Source organism: Clostridium sp. UBA7339 (assembly GCF_002470865.1).
GTDB classification, from domain to species: Bacteria; Bacillota; Clostridia; order Clostridiales; family Clostridiaceae; genus Clostridium_J; species Clostridium_J sulfidigenes.
In genome coordinates, this window is sequence record NZ_DKPI01000012.1 from 275,960 (window position 1) to 292,747 (window position 16,788).

Consider the following 16,788-nt stretch of genomic DNA (forward strand, 5'->3'; position numbering starts at 1 on the left):
GGAAGCTATGATACCATTTTAAAGTTATATTTTATTCCCAATAGGTAGTAGCTAAGGTCAATTCTTCTCCATCTTCATTTATGATATCATGAGTACATATATATCCAGTTTGTGATTTTTCAATTTTGGTATGAACTTTTATTCTATGACCATAATAGGTTTCTTTTTTATATACTACTGTAATCTCACGCATTTCATAATTTAAAGCAATATCCAATGGTATAGATTCAATTATCCAACTTACATATTTTACATTATTAACATGTTGATTAGTGTCTATATCACTATATCTTATATCAAAGGCCTTTTCAGTGTCCCAACTATCTAAAGGTTTCAATGAGGAATGAATAAAGCGTTCATTTTCATCCTTGGATATATTGTATGCGGCATACATATCATCGCTTACCTTTACAGGTCGTCTTTTAGTTGAATCAACTAAGAGCCATATAGACCGTCCATCCACTATTAAGTTACCTAAACTATCTTCAATATAATTTGTTCTATATGCGTAATATTTATAGAAAGAATTTGCTCTCGTAGATACTTTTAAGTTCTCATCATACAAAGGGTACCTATTTATTTTTATATTCCACTGTGTTAATATCCATCCTTTATTATTTGTCATTAGGTACTCTACACCAACACCACGGCTATCAGATTGTACAGAGCATATGTCCATAAGATAATTCATAATAGTGGAAATTAAAGCTCTTTTCTTGGCATCCACTTCATAATAGTGTACATTATAACTTTTACTAGTTATTAAACTCATGCTAATACCTCCTACGGTAATAATAAATGTTACTAAGGCATAAGAATATTTTACCACAAAGTTAGGGCTTATTTTGCATTTATAATTAAACTAATCTGTAAATATAATAAATTTTTCAAACTATTTAATAAAGTATATGTAAATTAAAATGAATTACGCAAATATGTTTAGATAAGTATAAAAATAAAATTCAACTATGTAAAGTAACTGTTGTATATAAACAGTTTATAAAATAAACTATTTATATAGTAGATTTGATAGTATAGAATTATGTATTGATAATTTAAATAAGTGGATGAGGGTAAATAGTATGATAGAAAAGATAAAGTATTGGGCAAAAAAGTTAAAAGCACATATAGATACCTTGTATCTTGTATATAAAAAAAGAAGCACACCATGGTATGCAAAGGTAGTAGTTGCAATAACTATAGGCTATGCGTTTAGTCCAGTAGATTTAATACCGGACTTTATACCTATTTTTGGATTTTTGGATGATGCTATCTTATTACCTGTTCTGATTTGGCTGTCCTTAAAGCTCATTCCAAAAGAAGTTATAGAAAGTTGCAGACTTGAAGCAGAAAATATTTTTAAGGAAGGAAAACCTAAAAATTATGTAGCCAGTGGAATTATTATATTAATATGGATATTAATAGCATTAGTTATAATAAATAAAAGTTTGCCATAGAAATATAAAAATCGATTTTTATTAAGGAAGATATAGGTAGATGGAATATTAACTAAAATGTAATTAGAGTATTTAATATGATGAATTGGAACTTTAGAAATATACGTAGTATAATTAGGGTATCTTATTGTAATTTAGGAAGGAATGGATATAAGCTGTGATCGATATAAAGCTTGAAACATTTATTACTGTGGCTGATACAAAGAACTTTACACGGGCTGCCAGCATATTAAATATGACTCAACCTGCAATTTCTCATCATATAAAACTTTTAGAGGAATATTACAATGTGAAGTTATTAGAAAAAAAAAATAAGAACATGGAGCTTACGGGGGCAGGAAGGATACTTTATAAGTATGCTTTAGAAATTGATAAAATAAGTAAATTAGCAAAAAACCATCTTTCAAATGAATCATCTATTATAAAGAGATATAATGTAGGCGCAACTCTTACTATAGGGGGATATGTACTTCCATCTATCATAGGAAATTATAAGGTGAGCAACAAAAACATAGATGTAATACTTCATGTGGAAAATACAGGGAATATAATCCAAAAACTCTTTAGTGGTGAGATTATATTGGGTGTTATAGAGGGCCCCTTTGATAAAAGTAAGGTGATTTATGAAAAATTTAAAGATGATGAACTAGTATTTGCTATTTCAAAAAGTCATGAAATGGCTAAGAAAAAGAAAATAACAATGGATGAAATTCTTTCAGAAAAACTTATACTAAGAGAAAAAGGATCTGGGACAAGGCAGATATTTGAAGATTATATGGTGCAGCAAGGATTTGAACCTAAGAATATTAATCCTTATATGGAAATTGGAGATATAACAGCAATTATGTCTTTAGTAGAATCTGGACTTGGAGCAACAGTGGTATCAAAGGAAGCATTAAATTCACCATTGATGTGTAAAAAATTTAAAGCATTATCAATCAAAAATATGAAAATGAAAAGAGAATTTAATTTTATATATTTAAAAAACTCAAATATGGATTTTATAAAGAACTTTATTGATTTTTGTAAAAAGCAATGTGATGAGACTGAATTAGAATAAAACATCTTCTAATTTAGTCTCTATTTTATATTTAAGTTATCCTAAGTATAAAGAATCTTTATCTTACTATAACTAATCTTAAGTTCACTTTGTAAAATTGCAGAGATATAATAAACATGAAAATATTACAAGGGTATGACAAGTGCAGAAAGATTAACAATTAGAATGTCAATACAATGAAATAAAGAAGGGTAGTGAAGAAAATGGCAATAATAGCATCAGCAGAAGAAAAATCAAAATTAAAGGGTCAAGGATTTCTTCCACAAAGAGATGGAATACACTTTGCATGTAGAGTTATAACTGAGGACGGATGCTTAAATTCAAAGGAAACAAGAGTCCTTTCTGAAATATCAGAAAAATATGGAAGAGGATATATGAGTTATACTACAAGACTTACAGTAGAAATTCCATGGATAAGATTTGAAGATATTCAAAAGGTAAAAGAAGAGCTTAGTGAAGCAGGACTAGAAGGGGGAGGGACGGGTCCGAGAGTTAGACCTGTAGTAGCGTGCAAAGGAACCGTATGTATATTTGGGCTTTTAGATACACAAGAATTAGCAAGGAAAATACATGAAAGATTTTATAAAGGATATTACAATGTACTTTTGCCACATAAGTTTAAAATAGGTATAGGTGGATGTCCAAATAACTGTATAAAGCCAGACTTAAATGATTTTGGCATAATGGGTCAAAGAGTACCAGATTGTAATGAGGATTTATGTTTAGGATGTAAAAAGTGTTCAGTAGAAGAGGCTTGTAAAAAAGGAGCAGCAAAAGTTATTAATGGAAAGCTTCAAATAGATAGGGAGAAGTGTACAAACTGTGGACTTTGTATAGATAAATGTCATTTTGGTTCAATGGTATGCAAAAAAGATGGTGTAAAACTATTTATAGGTGGGAAATGGGGTAAAACTCCAAGACGTGGTGAACCATTGAAAGGGGTTTATTTATATGATGAGGCTATGGATATAATAGAAAAAGCAATTTTATATTATAGAGATAACGGAAAAACTGGAGAAAGATTTGGTGATATGGTAGAGAGAATTGGATTTGAAGAAGTATCTAAAGGAATACTAGGTAATGAAATTCTAAAAGAGAAAGAAGAAATATTAAAGGCAGAGGTCCACACCAAGAGAAACTATTCCTGTTAATTAAGATATAGAAATAAAAAAGTAAGCTAGGTTTAAGTTGAAATACTTGTACCTAGCTTGTTTTTCTATTGTAGATTATTTAATAAAAATTTAAGTTTTTCTCTTAAGTCTGATACTTCATCTAAAGAAAGACCAGTACTACAGAACATCTTTTCAGGTATTTTTGAAGCTTTATCCTTCATTGAAATACCTTTATCTGTTAGTTTCACATATACATTTCTTTCATCTTGAGAAGCTCTTATCCTTTGTATTATATCCATGGATTCAAGTCTTTTTAATACAGGTGTAAGGGTTCCAGAATCCAAATAAAGTTTCTTGCCTAACTCTTTTACAGTTATATTATCCTCTTTCCAAAGGACTAAAAGGGTAATATATTGAGTGTAAGTAATGCCAAGTTCATCTAATAGTGGCTTATAACTTTTTATTATAGCTTTTGAAGAAGCATATAAAGCAAAGCATAGTTGCTTATCAATATCTAAGTGTTCATAACTCATATTAGAAACCTCAGTCCTATAAAATTTTTTCTATCTCTGGAATCATATCCATAGGATCTACAGGAGATTCAAATCTATTTACTATATTTCCATCTCTGTCTATTAAGAATTTAGTGAAGTTCCACTTAATACTATTACCAATAATATACTCAGGGTATTTTTCTTTCAAGATGTTATCTAGTAGTCTTCCGCTAGGGGTACTTAAATCAAAACCCTTAAAAGGCATAGAATTACTTAAAAACTTGAATAGGGGATGAGCTGTTTGTCCCTTAACATCTACCTTTTCAAATAATGGGAAGGTAACACCATAGTTTAACTGACAAAATGCTTTTACATCATTGTTATTACCAGGTTCTTGTTCGGCAAATTGATTACATGGGAAGCCTAAAATTTCTAGCCCCATATCCTTATATTTTTTATAGATATTTTCTAAATCAGAATATTGAGGTGTAAATCCACATTTACTAGCTGTGTTTACAACCACTAGAACCTTACCTTTGTATTTTTCTAAAGTAGTTTCTTCTCCGTCTATAGTTTTAACTTTAAAATCATAAATATTCATATATATTTCTCCTTTTATGATGGGTATATAGTGTAATACAAAATAGCTAACAATCAAATTGTGCACAATCGATATCTTTAAGTTAATATTACAGTGGAATCTTAAGTATGTCAATATGAAAATAAAATTAATTTAAAAATATTGCATAAAATTTATACTAAAAAACTATTATTATAGTAGTAATTTAAAAGAGGAATAATTATGTGTAATTTTCTAAGAAATAAAGAAGAATTGGCTATCTCCTATGCAAAAAGAGCGATTGAAGAAGTACAACAAGGTAAAAAGGGGAGAATCAATGCTATATGGTTAGAGATATCAGGGTGTTTTGGAGAAGTAATTTCTCTGTTAAATGGAGATGAACCAGATGTTATATATATGCTAAAGGAATTTGTTAATATGATTTTCTTTGGCAGTATAAATGGAGATGAGGGACAAGAAAGCTATGAGAGAATATTTGAAATTTTGGATACTGAATATATATTTTTAGTTTGTGGCGCAGTACCATTAAGAGATAATGGTCTATTTACTACTGTTGCTACCTATAATGGAAGAAAAATAACAGCAATGGAGGCGGTAGAAACTATAGCTAAAAACGCTAAATATATTATTTCTGTGGGAACATGTGCTTGTTATGGAGGACCTACTGCAGCAAGACCTAATATATCTAATGGAGTTAGCATATCAGAGTTTTTAAAAAGAGATGACATTATTAGAATACCAGGTTGTCCTGCAAATCCTGTTTGGACTATGGGAATTTTGGGTTATATTACATCCTATGGTATGCCAGAAGTTGATAGTGATGGAAGACCAAAGGCTTATTATGGAGAGACAATTCATGACAATTGTCCAAGAAGAAGGTTTTTTGATAATGGGATATTTGCTAAGAAATTTGGAGATCCAGAATGTTTATTTTCTCTAGGGTGCAGAGGTCCAATAACCCATGCATATTGTCCTGTAAGTCGATGGAATGGCACTGATAATTGGCCTATCGGGGATAATACTAATTGTATAGGCTGTGCAGGACCTAGATTTCCAGATGGAACAGAGCCTTTTGTAAAATATGGAGGAGTTTAATTATGACTAAGATAGTAATTGATCCATTGACTAGGGTAAGTGGACTTTTAAATATAGAAGTAAATGTAGTTAATAATAAGATTATAGATGCAAAAAGTAGTGGAAGTCAGTTTAGGGGATTTGAGGAGATGTTTAAAGGTAGATATCCCTTAGATATTATAAGACTGGCTCCAAGGGTATGTGGAATTTGTTCTACCCATCATGCTGTAGCTGCTACTTTATGTCTAGAAGATGCAATGAAAGTTACACCTGATTTTAATGGGAAAGTAGTTAGAGATATTGCTAACGGATTTGAATTTTTGCAGAATTATTTGAGGCACATATATTTTTTCGTATTTCCAGATTATGTAGATATAGTTCATATAAATCCGTTGTATAAAACGGAAAGTGCTAAAGCTGCTGATTACAGGTTATCTAGAGAGGATACAAAAAGAATAAATGAAGATTACTTAGGAGCAGTAAGGTATAGTAGAGAAGCACATAGAGCTGTAGCTGAATTAGCTGGAAAAGTTCCTCATTGTCATGGCATTTTTGTAGGTGGCACAACTACCAATATTGATATACCACAAATAGAAAACATTAAATATAGTATAAAAGTAATAAAAAGTTTTATTGTAGATAAGCTTATACCGGATGTATATACTATAGCAGCCACTTATGAAGATTATTTTAAAATTGGTGATGGATATAAGAATTTTATGAGTTATGGATTGTATGACAATTACTTGCATCCAATTAAAATGGTATCAACTGGAGTAATGATAAATGGAATTAGAGAAGAATTTCAGTCTAGCAATATAGCAGAAGATATTTCTAAAACTTGGGTAGAATCAGATTTGCAAACTTTAATACCAGGAGAAGACAATAAAATCACCTATAATCCTTATAAACCAGAAGCATATAGTTGGGTTAATGCACCTAGATATAAGGGGAATCCTATGGAGGTTGGGGCACTAGCTAGAATGACTTTAAGTGGTGACTATAGTGGAGGAGTATCTATTATGGATAGAATAATTGCTAAATCAATAGAGGCGAAGAGACTTTGTGAAGCTATAGAGGGATTAATAGATTTATTAAAACTAAAAAAGGCTTATCAAGAGCAATGGGAAATACCTGAGGAATCAAGAGGCGTTGGATTAATAGAAGCAGAGAGAGGATCCCTAGGACATTGGTTGTCTATTAAGAATAAGTTAGTACACCACTATACTTTAATACCACCTTCATCTTGGAATTTGTCACCTACTGATAATAGGGGAATAAAAGGGCCAGTGGAAGAAGCGTTGATAGGAACGGAAATAAAAGATATGGTCCATCCAGTAGAAATAGGACGTATAGTAAGAAGCTTTGATCCATGTTTAAACTGTGCCGCACATGTAACCAGTGATAAATATGAGCCTATAACAATAAATATACTATGATAAAGATTTTTGCCATAGGAAATATTATTTTGGGTGATGATGGTATAGGAGTAAAGGTAATGGAGTTCATAGGGGCCCAACTGGAAAGCTATAGCAAAGAAGTTAAGGTATTAATAGTTGGAATTGATTATATATATTATTTAAATGAAATTAATAAGGAAGATACTGTTATTCTGGTAGACAGTACCTACTTTGGAATTGAACCTGGCAGAGTTTCAGTCTTAAATTTAAAGGAATGTGATAAATTTATTAACCCTTGCAGAGATATGCATAGTGAAAATCTTTTGAGGGTTTTAAGAGAAGAATATAGAGAAATTGCTGGATATTTAGTTGGTATTGAAGTGGAAAAGGTGAATTATTCCTTAGAGTTATCTAATACTTTAAAGGATAAATTTTCTGAAATTACTAAAAAAGTATTTAGGGAAATTAAAAGGATAATTGGTGATATAAATGCATGAAATTTCAATAATTAGTTACGTTATAGATATGGTTGAGAAACAGTGTATTAAAAATAATATAACTAAGGTATCAAAAGTATTTTTACAAATAGGAGAATTTTCTTGTATAGATAATTCCTCCATTGATTTTATTTTTAAAGAAATGAGTTCAGGGAGTTGTTGTGAGGGTGCAAAACTTATTATAGAAAAGTTATTAAGTAAGTCATATTGTAATAATTGTCATAAGGAATTTCCTTTAAAGACTACAAATAGAAAGTGTCCTATTTGTAATCAGATAAGTAATGAAATAACTTCAGGTTATGAAATTTTACTCTACAGAATAGAAGGAGAATAAAGTGATTAGAAAAGGAATTATAGTTAAAGGGACAGTTCAAGGCGTAGGATTTAGACCTTTTGTATATAGAATAGCTTTAGAAAATCAACTATCAGGTTGGGTGAATAATACAAGTAAGGGAGTGGTTATGGAAATTCAAGGAGCTGAAGTAGGTATAGATAATTTTTTAACTAACCTTAAGGAAAGGGCACCTGAGTTAAGTAGTATTGAAGAAGTAGTAGTTGAGAATAAAAAAAGCCTAAAGGATTATAAGGAGTTTCTCATAGTAGAAAGTACCGAAGAGAAGGGGAGGACTTTAATTTCTCCAGATATAGCTACATGTAAGGAGTGTGAAAAAGAGCTAGGGGATAGTAATAATCCAAGAAGATATTTATATCCTTTTATAAATTGTACAAATTGTGGTCCTCGATTTTCAATAATAAAAAATACTCCCTATGATAGAGAATATACTTCTATGGATAATTTTATTATGTGTGACAAATGTAAGAAAGAATATGAAAATCTTAATGATAGAAGATTTCATGCAGAGCCTACCTGTTGTTACTCTTGTGGTCCAAGAGTAATCCTCTTAGATAATAAGGGGAGCCCTATAAAATCTAGCGATAAATTTGAAAGTGTGAGAAAGTATTTAAGGGAAGGAAAAATAATTGGAGTTAAGGGCATAGGTGGTTTTAATCTTGTTTGTGATGGAAATAATGAACTAGCTATAGAAAAACTAAGGCTTAGAAAACATAGACCAGATAAGGCATTAGCCCTTATGATGAAAGATATAAATGTAGTAGAAAAATATTGTTATGTAAATAATGAAGAAAAAGAAATTTTAACAGGAAATAAGAAACCTATATTGCTTTTAAAGAAAAAGAACAATAAACTACCAACTAATATTTCTTTTAATAATAAAAGACTAGGAGTAGTATTACCCTATTCTCCCCTTCATTATTTAATATTTGGTAACAACATAGATATTTTAGTTTTTACTAGCGGGAATCTAAGTACTATGCCAATAATATATGAGGATATAGAGGCTATAGACAATCTTATGGAAATAGTAGATTATTTTTTTATTCATAATAGAGAAATTAATATGCCCGTTGATGATTCTGTAGTTCAAGTAATTGGTGGTTACGGTAGGGTTATAAGGGCTGGTAGAGGTTATGCCCCTTACTATAATAAGTATATATTCAAAGAAAATATCCTAGCCTTAGGATCTCAATTTAAAAATTCATTTTCTCTTGGAAGTGGAGATTGTATTTTTACAAGTCCTTATATTGGAGACATGGAGGGAGAAGAGAATTATTTAAGATTTAATAGAGTGTTAAAGCACATGAAGAATATTTTTAAAGTTGAACCGAATACAATTATTCATGATATGCATCCTAATTATTGGAGTAAGAATTATTTAGATAAAAACAAGGTGAAAACTTTAGGTGTTTATCATCATCATAGTCACATAGTGAGCTGCATGATAGAAAATAAAGAAAAGGATAAAGTTATAGGGATAGCCTTTGATGGAGTGGGATATGGAGAAGATGGAAACCTTTGGGGAGGAGAGTTTTTAATATGTGATAAAAAGAACTTTATTAGGGGAGCACACTTAAAATATATTCCTTTGCCTGGAAGGGATAGAGCAGTAAAATTTCCATGGAGAATTGGACTATCTCTTTTGTTTGGAGTTTTAAAGGAAGAGGAGATTGAAGAAGCTGCTTGTAAATATTTTTATGGTATGGAATCAAGGATAATTATTAACATGCTAAGAAAGAATTTTAATTGTCCACTAACTTCTAGTATGGGAAGACTATTTGATGGAATTGCCAGTCTTTTAGATTTTAACAAAGAAGTATCCTATGAAGGAGAGGCTGCTATGTATGTTGAAAGCTTAGCAGAAGATTTCATTGATTCTTTAAAGGGTACTAATAATTATGATTATATAAAAAGGTGTGAGAATATATATCAATGGGAAATTAGTGGTAGCCTGCCTTATATTATAAATATAAATAATATAATTAGAGGCATTATAAAGGATTTAAATAATAACATTGATAAAGGGTGTATAGCTCTAAAATTTCATAATACTATAATAGATTTTTCAAATAAAATTTGTATTAAGTTAAGAGAAGAATATAGCATAAATAAGGTAGCTTTAAGTGGAGGTGTATTTCAAAACTCTATTTTATTAGAAGGAATTGAGACGTCGTTGAAGGAAAGTGGATTTCAAGTTATAACCCATAGATTAATACCTTGCAATGATGGGGGATTGTCTATAGGTCAGATAGTTATTGGAAATGAGTTATGTAAGGAGAATTAATATGTGTGTAGCCATTCCAGGAAAGGTATTAGAAATATGTGAAGGTAATTCCTTAGTTGAATTTGGGAGTTTAAGAAAAAAAATTAATACTAGTCTAATAGAAAATTTAGTTGTTGGAGAATATGTTTTGGTTCATGTTGGTTGTGCCATTGAAAAAATAGAAGAAAAAGAGGCTATGGAGACTTTAATAATATTTAAGGAGTTAATGGGAGACTTTTAGTATGTTTTATAGAGATGAAGGAAATTCAAGGGAAATTAATTTGGCAATTAAACTATTAAAAAACATAAAGGAAAGGTGTAAGGAAAACATAAATATAATGGAGGTTTGTGGTACACATACACGAAGTATTTATAATTCAGGTATTGATAAGCTGTTACCACCTAATATTAGGTTGTTATCAGGACCAGGATGTCCTGTTTGTGTAACAGATGAGAGCTATATAGATCATGCCATAGAGTTAAGTGAGAAAAAAGATGTAATAATAACTACCTTTGGCGACATGATTAAAGTTCCAGGGAGTTGTAGCTCATTAAGAGAACAGATGGCTAAAGGAAGAAAGGTAGAAGTTGTATATTCCCCATTAGATGCTTTGAAGATAGCAATAAATAATAGAGATAAGATTATAGTTTTTTTAGCTATAGGCTTTGAAACTACAGCACCTATAATAGCTCTTACAATAAAAGAAGCACTAGAGAAAAATGTAAATAACTTTTTTATTTTGAATTCTCTAAAGGCTATGCCTAAGGTTATGTCTACCCTAATTTTAGATGAAGAAGTTAAAATTCATGGATTTATATGTCCAGGACATGTAGCAACAATAATTGGTTGCAGACCCTTTGAGAGATTATCTAATGAGTATAAAACTCCTATGGCTATATGCGGCTTCAAGGCTATAGATATATTAGTTGGGATACTTTATATCATATATAAAAAAGAGAGAGGTAATTACGGATGTGAAAATTTATATAAAGGTTTTGTTTATACAGAAGGAAATAGAAAAGCACAAGAGATATTAAATCAGGTCTTTGAAACTTCATCTAGTTTTTGGAGGGGTTTTGGAGAAATAGACGGTACAGGATATAAACTAAGAGAGGAATATAGCTACTTTGATGCTAGAAATAAATTTTCTTTAAAAAATAAAATTGTAAATAAAAATAATCAGTGTATTTGTGGAGATATATTAAGGGGAATAAAAAGTCCTATGGATTGTAATGCTTTTGGAAAGATGTGTACACCAAGGACTCCAATTGGTCCATGCATGGTATCTAAAGAAGGAAGTTGTGGTATTGTATACAGTACAAAAGAATTGTAGCTTATAAGTTTAACATAGAATAAGGTAACAAGTTTAATTATATGCATATTTAAATTATTTTGAAGTTTAATATTAGGAGGAGCTATGGAAGTTATAACATTAGCCCATGGGAGTGGAGGAGAGGAAACGTATAAATTAATAAAGAATGTATTTCTAAGGTATTTTAATAATGATATATTAAAGGAACAAGGGGATTCAGCTATATTAGATATGATTAAGGGGAAAATAGCAGTAACTACAGATAGTTTTGTGGTAGATCCTCTGTTTTTTAAGGGTGGAGATATAGGGAAACTGAGTATTTGTGGTACTGTGAATGATTTGTGCGTAAGTGGTTCAACTCCCATATATATATCTGCTGGTTTTATTCTTGAAGAAGGATTAGAAATTAAAGATTTAGAGAAAATAGTAAAATCTATGGCTGATACTGCTAATAAAATAGGAGTTAAAATAGTAACAGGAGATACTAAGGTTGTACAAAGAGGAAAAGGTCATAAAATTTATATTAATACAACAGGAATAGGATATATAGAAAAAAATAATTATCAGTTAAACATAAAGGAGATAAAAGAAGGAGATGCAATAATTATAAGTGGTACTATTGGAGATCATGGCACATCTATTATAAATGAAAGAGAAAATTTAGATATAGAGTCAGGTTTAAAGAGTGATTGTGCTGCTCTTAATGAACTAACAAAAGCTATAATGGATACTAGCAATGAAATTAGAGTAATGCGAGATCCAACTAGAGGAGGGTTAGCTAACACTTTAAAGGAGTTAGTGAGCACTAGTGGAAAGTCTATGGAAATATGGCAAAAAGATATACCTATAAGAGAGGATGTAAGGAATTTTTGTGATCTTTTAGGATTTGATCCTCTTTATATGGCTAATGAAGGCAAGTTAATTTGTATTGTAAGTAATAAAGATGCTCATAGGGTTTTAAATGTAATTAAATCAAATCCTTTAGGAAGAGAAGGCGCTATTATTGGTAAGGTACTAGATGATGGCAAAAGTAAATTATATTTAAAAACTTACATTGGAGGAACTAAGGTTTTGGGAATGCTACAAGGAGAATTAATCCCAAGAATATGTTGATTGATTTAAGAAGTGAGAGAAATTTTGCTTCTTTTTTATTACTAAAAATACCTATATTCAATAAAAATATAATTAAATTATTTATAAAGATAAATAAGATGTACTCGAGTATATAATAGTAAGTTTTATAATATATTTTGTAATTAAATTTAAAGAAAGGATTAAAGAAATATTTTTATAGATTAAATATTATAGATTTTTAAGTAATTTAATCATTATTAATAATAAGTATATAAATTACAAAAATATATAAATTAAAAAAATTATACACTTAGGAGGAAAAAATATGAAACATAAGAAACTTAATAAGCTTAAGAAATTTAAATTACAGAGCATTAGAGTCAAACTTATAGTTATACTTTTACTGATTTGTTTAGTACCAGTTTCCGGAATGGGAATAACTATATACTCACAATCAAAATCAATTTTAAGCGATAAGCTTGAAACTACAAGCAGACAAACAATTTTAGAGGTGAATAGAGGAATAGATAACTATTTTATCGGCATGTCTAAGTCTATAGAGCTACTATCTAATAATATAAATATTGTGGAAACGGAAGATAAAGAAGAATACTTTAAATTTGCTAAACTATTAATGACAGATGTTAAAAATTCGGATGAAGATATTCTAAATGTATTTATGGGAACAGAAAAGGGGAAATTTCATATTTACCCAGAAGCAAATACTGACGCTAATTATGACTATAAATCTAGACCATGGTATAAACTGGCTATGGAAAATAAAGGTCAAATAGTGATAACTTCACCATATAAAAGTGCAACTACTGGTGAAAATGTAGTAACTGTAGCTAAGACTATAGAAAAAAATAGCAATGTAGTTGGAGTTGTAGGAGTTAATGTAAGTTTAAAAAATCTTTCTGATGGATTATCTGAGATTAAGGTAGGAAACGAAGGGTACATGTATGTATCTGATTCAAATGGTAATTTAGTAGCACATCCTAATAAAGAAATCATAGGTACTGATGAAGCTGCTAAGCTTTCTGTTTGGAGTGACATAAGCTCAAATAAAGAAGGATTTACTGAATATGATTTTAATGGGGAAAAGAAGTTTGCAGTTTACACTACAAGTCAATTAACAGGCTGGAAAATAGTAGCATCTTTGGATGAGAAAGAACTATTAAAGGATACACAAAATATTCTAAATATAATTATACTAACCTCAGGAGTAATAGCTATAATAGCTATAGCAGTATCTTTAATATTTAGTAATTCTATATCAAAGAATATTAATAGATTATTGACGGCTTTTAACAAAGTTAAAGATGGAGATTTAAGGGTTAATGTTAATATAAAGTCAAGAGATGAATTTAAAGACTTAGGTGAAAATTTCAATGGAATGATAGAAAACATATCATCATTAATTAAAAGCGTTAACAAGTCTTCTAATATAGTTTTAGAAACTTCATCAAATTTATCTGCTATAGCCGAGGAAACTAGTGCTTCTATCAGTGAAGTAGCAAGAGCTATAGAAGATGTGTCTGGTGGAGCCATTGAACAAGCTAATAGTGCTCAAGACGGAGCCACAGCTATAATTGAATTATCAGAGAACTTAAAATTATTAAATGAAGCTACAGAAGCTATGGGTGCGGTATATGAAAATGCTAATCACCTAAGCAACAGAGGATTGACCATGGTAGATACATTGATAGAAAAGTCTAATGATACAAGGGTTTCCACTAATAAGGTTTCAGAGTTAGTTATAGATATGGATGAAAGTACAGGAAAAATAAATTCAGTATCAGATACTATTTCTCAGATTACAGAACAAACTAACTTACTTTCTCTTAATGCATCTATTGAAGCAGCTAGAGCTGGTGAAGCTGGTCGAGGTTTTGCAGTAGTAGCAGAAGAAATTAGAAAGCTAGCAGAGCAATCAAAGGATTCTACTATGGAAATTAAGAAGATAGTGGATGATATAAAAACTAAGACTAACATTGCTGTTGTGGCTATTAAGGATACTGAAAAAATTGTAGAGGAACAAGATGGTGTAGTAGACGAAGCAAAGGCTGTATTTAACGATATAATGGCAGGAGTGCAAGATTTAATAAGTAAAGTTACTGAAATTAGTGAATATATAGTAGTTATTAATAAAAAGAAGGATAATGTAGTAACTCAGATAGAAAATATATCATCTATATCACAAGAGACTGCGGCGTCTTCAGAAGAGGTTACTGCTTCAACAGAAGAGGTAACAGGAATTTCAGAGGAGCTTACGGGTCATGCTAATGAGTTACAACATATGTCTGAAAAACTAAAAGAAATAATAAATACTTTCAAATTTGAATAAAGATTATAAGAGAAGGAATATGGAATAAGCTGTATTCCTTCTTATTTTATACAAAAGTTATTTAATAAAAGGATAAATTTTTTTCTCAATAATATGTATAATATGTAATAGAAACTTAGTATTATGTAGATGCATAATTAAATTTAAGGACCTAGGTCAATATCAAATAAAATATTTTAATTTGTTTATACTATATGTTAGAACTCAAAATATATTTAGTTTCGTGCAATATTGTGCATGTTAAAAGGAGAGGTATTTATGGATATAAGAGAAATTCCCAAAAGCCAGTTACTTAAAAATGTTTCAATAGATCAAATTAATAGATGTTCAAAAGAACCTATGATGTTAAGTAATACTCAAGTTATGGTAAGACAACAGGATAATGAGTATTTTGTCATAGAAGGTCTTGAAAAAATATTAAGTACTGATAAAAATAAAGATGGTGATGACTTAATAAAATGTTACGTAGTATAATTTTAGAGTGATATTTAATAAATTATTTAAGATAGAGCATAAACTTTATGAAAAATATTTTAATTAAAAACTCCATTAAAAACACATAAGTTATTGGTATAATCTAATAAATAATTATTATGGAGGGATAGCATGTTTACTAGAATAAAGAAATCGGTTAATAGCTTTTTAGATAAGATTGCAAAACAAAATGAGGAACTATATGGGAAGAGAAAAATGGATTGCTGTAATTTAAATAATCAAAATCAGAAGAAGTCTATAAGAAATAAGTAATAGATAAATGTTTTATATAATATAAGAATTATAAGATATATTTATAGTATATACATTGAAATTATAGATAAGGTTTCACATATAACAAAATATAATAATTATATTTTAAATTTTTATTGACAAATTCAACAACTCCTAATAAAATTTACTCAGTGAATTTCATCTAAAGGAAAGGTGTATATAAAAGAATGGAGAATAAAATCAAATTATATGGCTTTAATAATCTTACTAAGACACTAAGTTTTAACATCTATGACATTTGCTATGCAAAGGGTGAAAGAGAACAAAAGGAGTATGTAGATTATATTGATGAGCAATACAATTCAGAAAGATTAACTAAAATATTATGCGATGTTACTGATATTATTGGTGCTCATGTGTTAAACATATCCAAGCAGGACTATGATCCTCAAGGTGCAAGTGTAACCATATTAATTTCTGAGGAACCTTTAGGGGATGGGGTAATAGATGAATCATGTAATAGTGGTAAATATATTTTAAAAACTAAGGAGACTGTTGTTGCACATTTGGATAAGAGTCATGTAACGGTACATACTTATCCTGAATATCATCCAGATAATTCTATAGCAACCTTTCGAGTAGATATAGACGTATCTACTTGTGGACAAATTTCTCCGCTAAATGCATTAGATTATCTAATTAGCAGTTTTGACTCTGATATAATTACCATTGATTACCGTGTTCGAGGATTCACTCGTGACATTAATGGTAAAAAGTGTTTTATAGATACACCAATTAAATCAATTCAAGATTATATTGATGATAAGACTTTGCAAAAGTATGATGCTATGGATATAAACATGTATCAAACAAATATATTTCATACTAAAATGCTTATAAAGGAAATTGATTTACAGAACTACCTATTTAAAAAAGATACTCATGAATTTTTACCAAGAGAAAGACTTAATATAAGTAATGCACTTAGAAAAGAAATGATAGAAATATTTAGTGGTAAGAATGTTTATAATGAATAATATTATATTAACTAGGA

General features: G+C 29.7%; 18 protein-coding genes. 15 read left to right on the plus strand and 3 right to left on the minus strand.

Features of this window, described 5'->3' with window-relative positions; translation table 11 throughout:
- Window positions 1-31: 31 nt before the first annotated feature.
- The gene (locus B2S02_RS13105; protein ID WP_346876994.1) at window positions 32-772 is read right to left on the minus strand and encodes an acyl-[acyl-carrier-protein] thioesterase; all 741 of its coding nucleotides are present in this window, start codon (window positions 770-772) and stop codon (window positions 32-34) included.
- Window positions 773-1,082: 310 nt separating this feature from the next.
- Between B2S02_RS13105 and B2S02_RS13110 the strand changes: the two genes are divergently transcribed.
- From B2S02_RS13110 to B2S02_RS13120, 3 genes are all read left to right on the plus strand, one after another.
- Complete coding sequence (locus tag B2S02_RS13110; RefSeq protein ID WP_346879219.1) at window positions 1,083-1,457, plus strand: YkvA family protein; 375 nt, start codon at window positions 1,083-1,085, stop codon at window positions 1,455-1,457.
- 157 nt (window positions 1,458-1,614) lie between these two features.
- Complete coding sequence (locus B2S02_RS13115) at window positions 1,615-2,517, plus strand: LysR family transcriptional regulator (RefSeq protein WP_346876992.1); 903 nt, start codon at window positions 1,615-1,617, stop codon at window positions 2,515-2,517.
- A gap of 203 nt (window positions 2,518-2,720) precedes the next feature.
- On the plus strand, window positions 2,721-3,668 hold the full coding sequence (locus B2S02_RS13120; RefSeq protein WP_346846480.1) for a 4Fe-4S binding protein: 948 nt from the start codon (window positions 2,721-2,723) through the stop codon (window positions 3,666-3,668).
- A 65-nt stretch (window positions 3,669-3,733) separates the two neighbouring features.
- Here B2S02_RS13120 and B2S02_RS13125 read toward each other — a convergent pair whose 3' ends face one another.
- Together B2S02_RS13125 and B2S02_RS13130 are read right to left on the minus strand one after the other, a co-directional pair.
- A complete protein-coding gene (locus B2S02_RS13125; protein WP_346846481.1) occupies window positions 3,734-4,162 on the minus strand; it encodes a MarR family transcriptional regulator in 429 nt (142 codons plus the stop codon).
- Window positions 4,163-4,178: 16 nt separating this feature from the next.
- On the minus strand, window positions 4,179-4,724 hold the full coding sequence (locus B2S02_RS13130; RefSeq protein WP_346876990.1) for a glutathione peroxidase: 546 nt from the start codon (window positions 4,722-4,724) through the stop codon (window positions 4,179-4,181).
- 201 nt (window positions 4,725-4,925) lie between these two features.
- Between B2S02_RS13130 and B2S02_RS13135 the strand changes: the two genes are divergently transcribed.
- The 12 genes from B2S02_RS13135 (at window position 4,926) to speD (ending at window position 16,771) form a co-directional block, all read left to right on the plus strand.
- Window positions 4,926-5,798: a hydrogenase small subunit gene (locus tag B2S02_RS13135; protein WP_346846483.1), complete on the plus strand. Its 873-nt coding sequence runs from the start codon at window positions 4,926-4,928 to the stop codon at window positions 5,796-5,798.
- A 2-nt stretch (window positions 5,799-5,800) separates the two neighbouring features.
- Window positions 5,801-7,216: a nickel-dependent hydrogenase large subunit gene (locus tag B2S02_RS13140; protein ID WP_346846484.1), complete on the plus strand. Its 1,416-nt coding sequence runs from the start codon at window positions 5,801-5,803 to the stop codon at window positions 7,214-7,216.
- Window positions 7,213-7,674, plus strand: a complete 462-nt coding sequence (locus B2S02_RS13145) for a hydrogenase maturation protease (RefSeq protein WP_346846485.1) — start codon at window positions 7,213-7,215, stop codon at window positions 7,672-7,674. Before B2S02_RS13140 ends, B2S02_RS13145 begins: the two co-directional genes overlap by 4 nt.
- Window positions 7,667-8,008, plus strand: a complete 342-nt coding sequence (gene hypA / locus B2S02_RS13150) for a hydrogenase maturation nickel metallochaperone HypA (protein WP_346920847.1) — start codon at window positions 7,667-7,669, stop codon at window positions 8,006-8,008. The genes B2S02_RS13145 and hypA overlap by 8 nt, the downstream gene beginning before the upstream one ends.
- 1 nt (window position 8,009) lies before the next feature.
- Entirely contained in the window at window positions 8,010-10,313 is a 2,304-nt protein-coding gene (hypF, locus tag B2S02_RS13155) for a carbamoyltransferase HypF (protein ID WP_346920848.1), read from the plus strand.
- A complete protein-coding gene (locus B2S02_RS13160) occupies window positions 10,291-10,533 on the plus strand; it encodes a HypC/HybG/HupF family hydrogenase formation chaperone (protein WP_346920849.1) in 243 nt (80 codons plus the stop codon). Before hypF ends, B2S02_RS13160 begins: the two co-directional genes overlap by 23 nt.
- 1 nt (window position 10,534) lies before the next feature.
- Entirely contained in the window at window positions 10,535-11,626 is a 1,092-nt protein-coding gene (hypD, locus tag B2S02_RS13165; protein WP_346920850.1) for a hydrogenase formation protein HypD, read from the plus strand.
- 84 nt (window positions 11,627-11,710) lie between these two features.
- Window positions 11,711-12,718, plus strand: a complete 1,008-nt coding sequence (gene hypE / locus B2S02_RS13170) for a hydrogenase expression/formation protein HypE (RefSeq protein ID WP_346876987.1) — start codon at window positions 11,711-11,713, stop codon at window positions 12,716-12,718.
- 286 nt (window positions 12,719-13,004) lie between these two features.
- Complete coding sequence (locus tag B2S02_RS13175) at window positions 13,005-15,026, plus strand: methyl-accepting chemotaxis protein (protein WP_346879217.1); 2,022 nt, start codon at window positions 13,005-13,007, stop codon at window positions 15,024-15,026.
- A 258-nt stretch (window positions 15,027-15,284) separates the two neighbouring features.
- Window positions 15,285-15,500, plus strand: a complete 216-nt coding sequence (locus B2S02_RS13180; protein WP_346876985.1) for a hypothetical protein — start codon at window positions 15,285-15,287, stop codon at window positions 15,498-15,500.
- Window positions 15,501-15,632: 132 nt separating this feature from the next.
- Entirely contained in the window at window positions 15,633-15,773 is a 141-nt protein-coding gene (locus B2S02_RS13185; RefSeq protein ID WP_156964382.1) for an LDCC motif putative metal-binding protein, read from the plus strand.
- A gap of 188 nt (window positions 15,774-15,961) precedes the next feature.
- A complete protein-coding gene (gene speD, locus B2S02_RS13190) occupies window positions 15,962-16,771 on the plus strand; it encodes an adenosylmethionine decarboxylase (protein ID WP_035134951.1) in 810 nt (269 codons plus the stop codon).
- Window positions 16,772-16,788 lie beyond the last annotated feature (17 nt).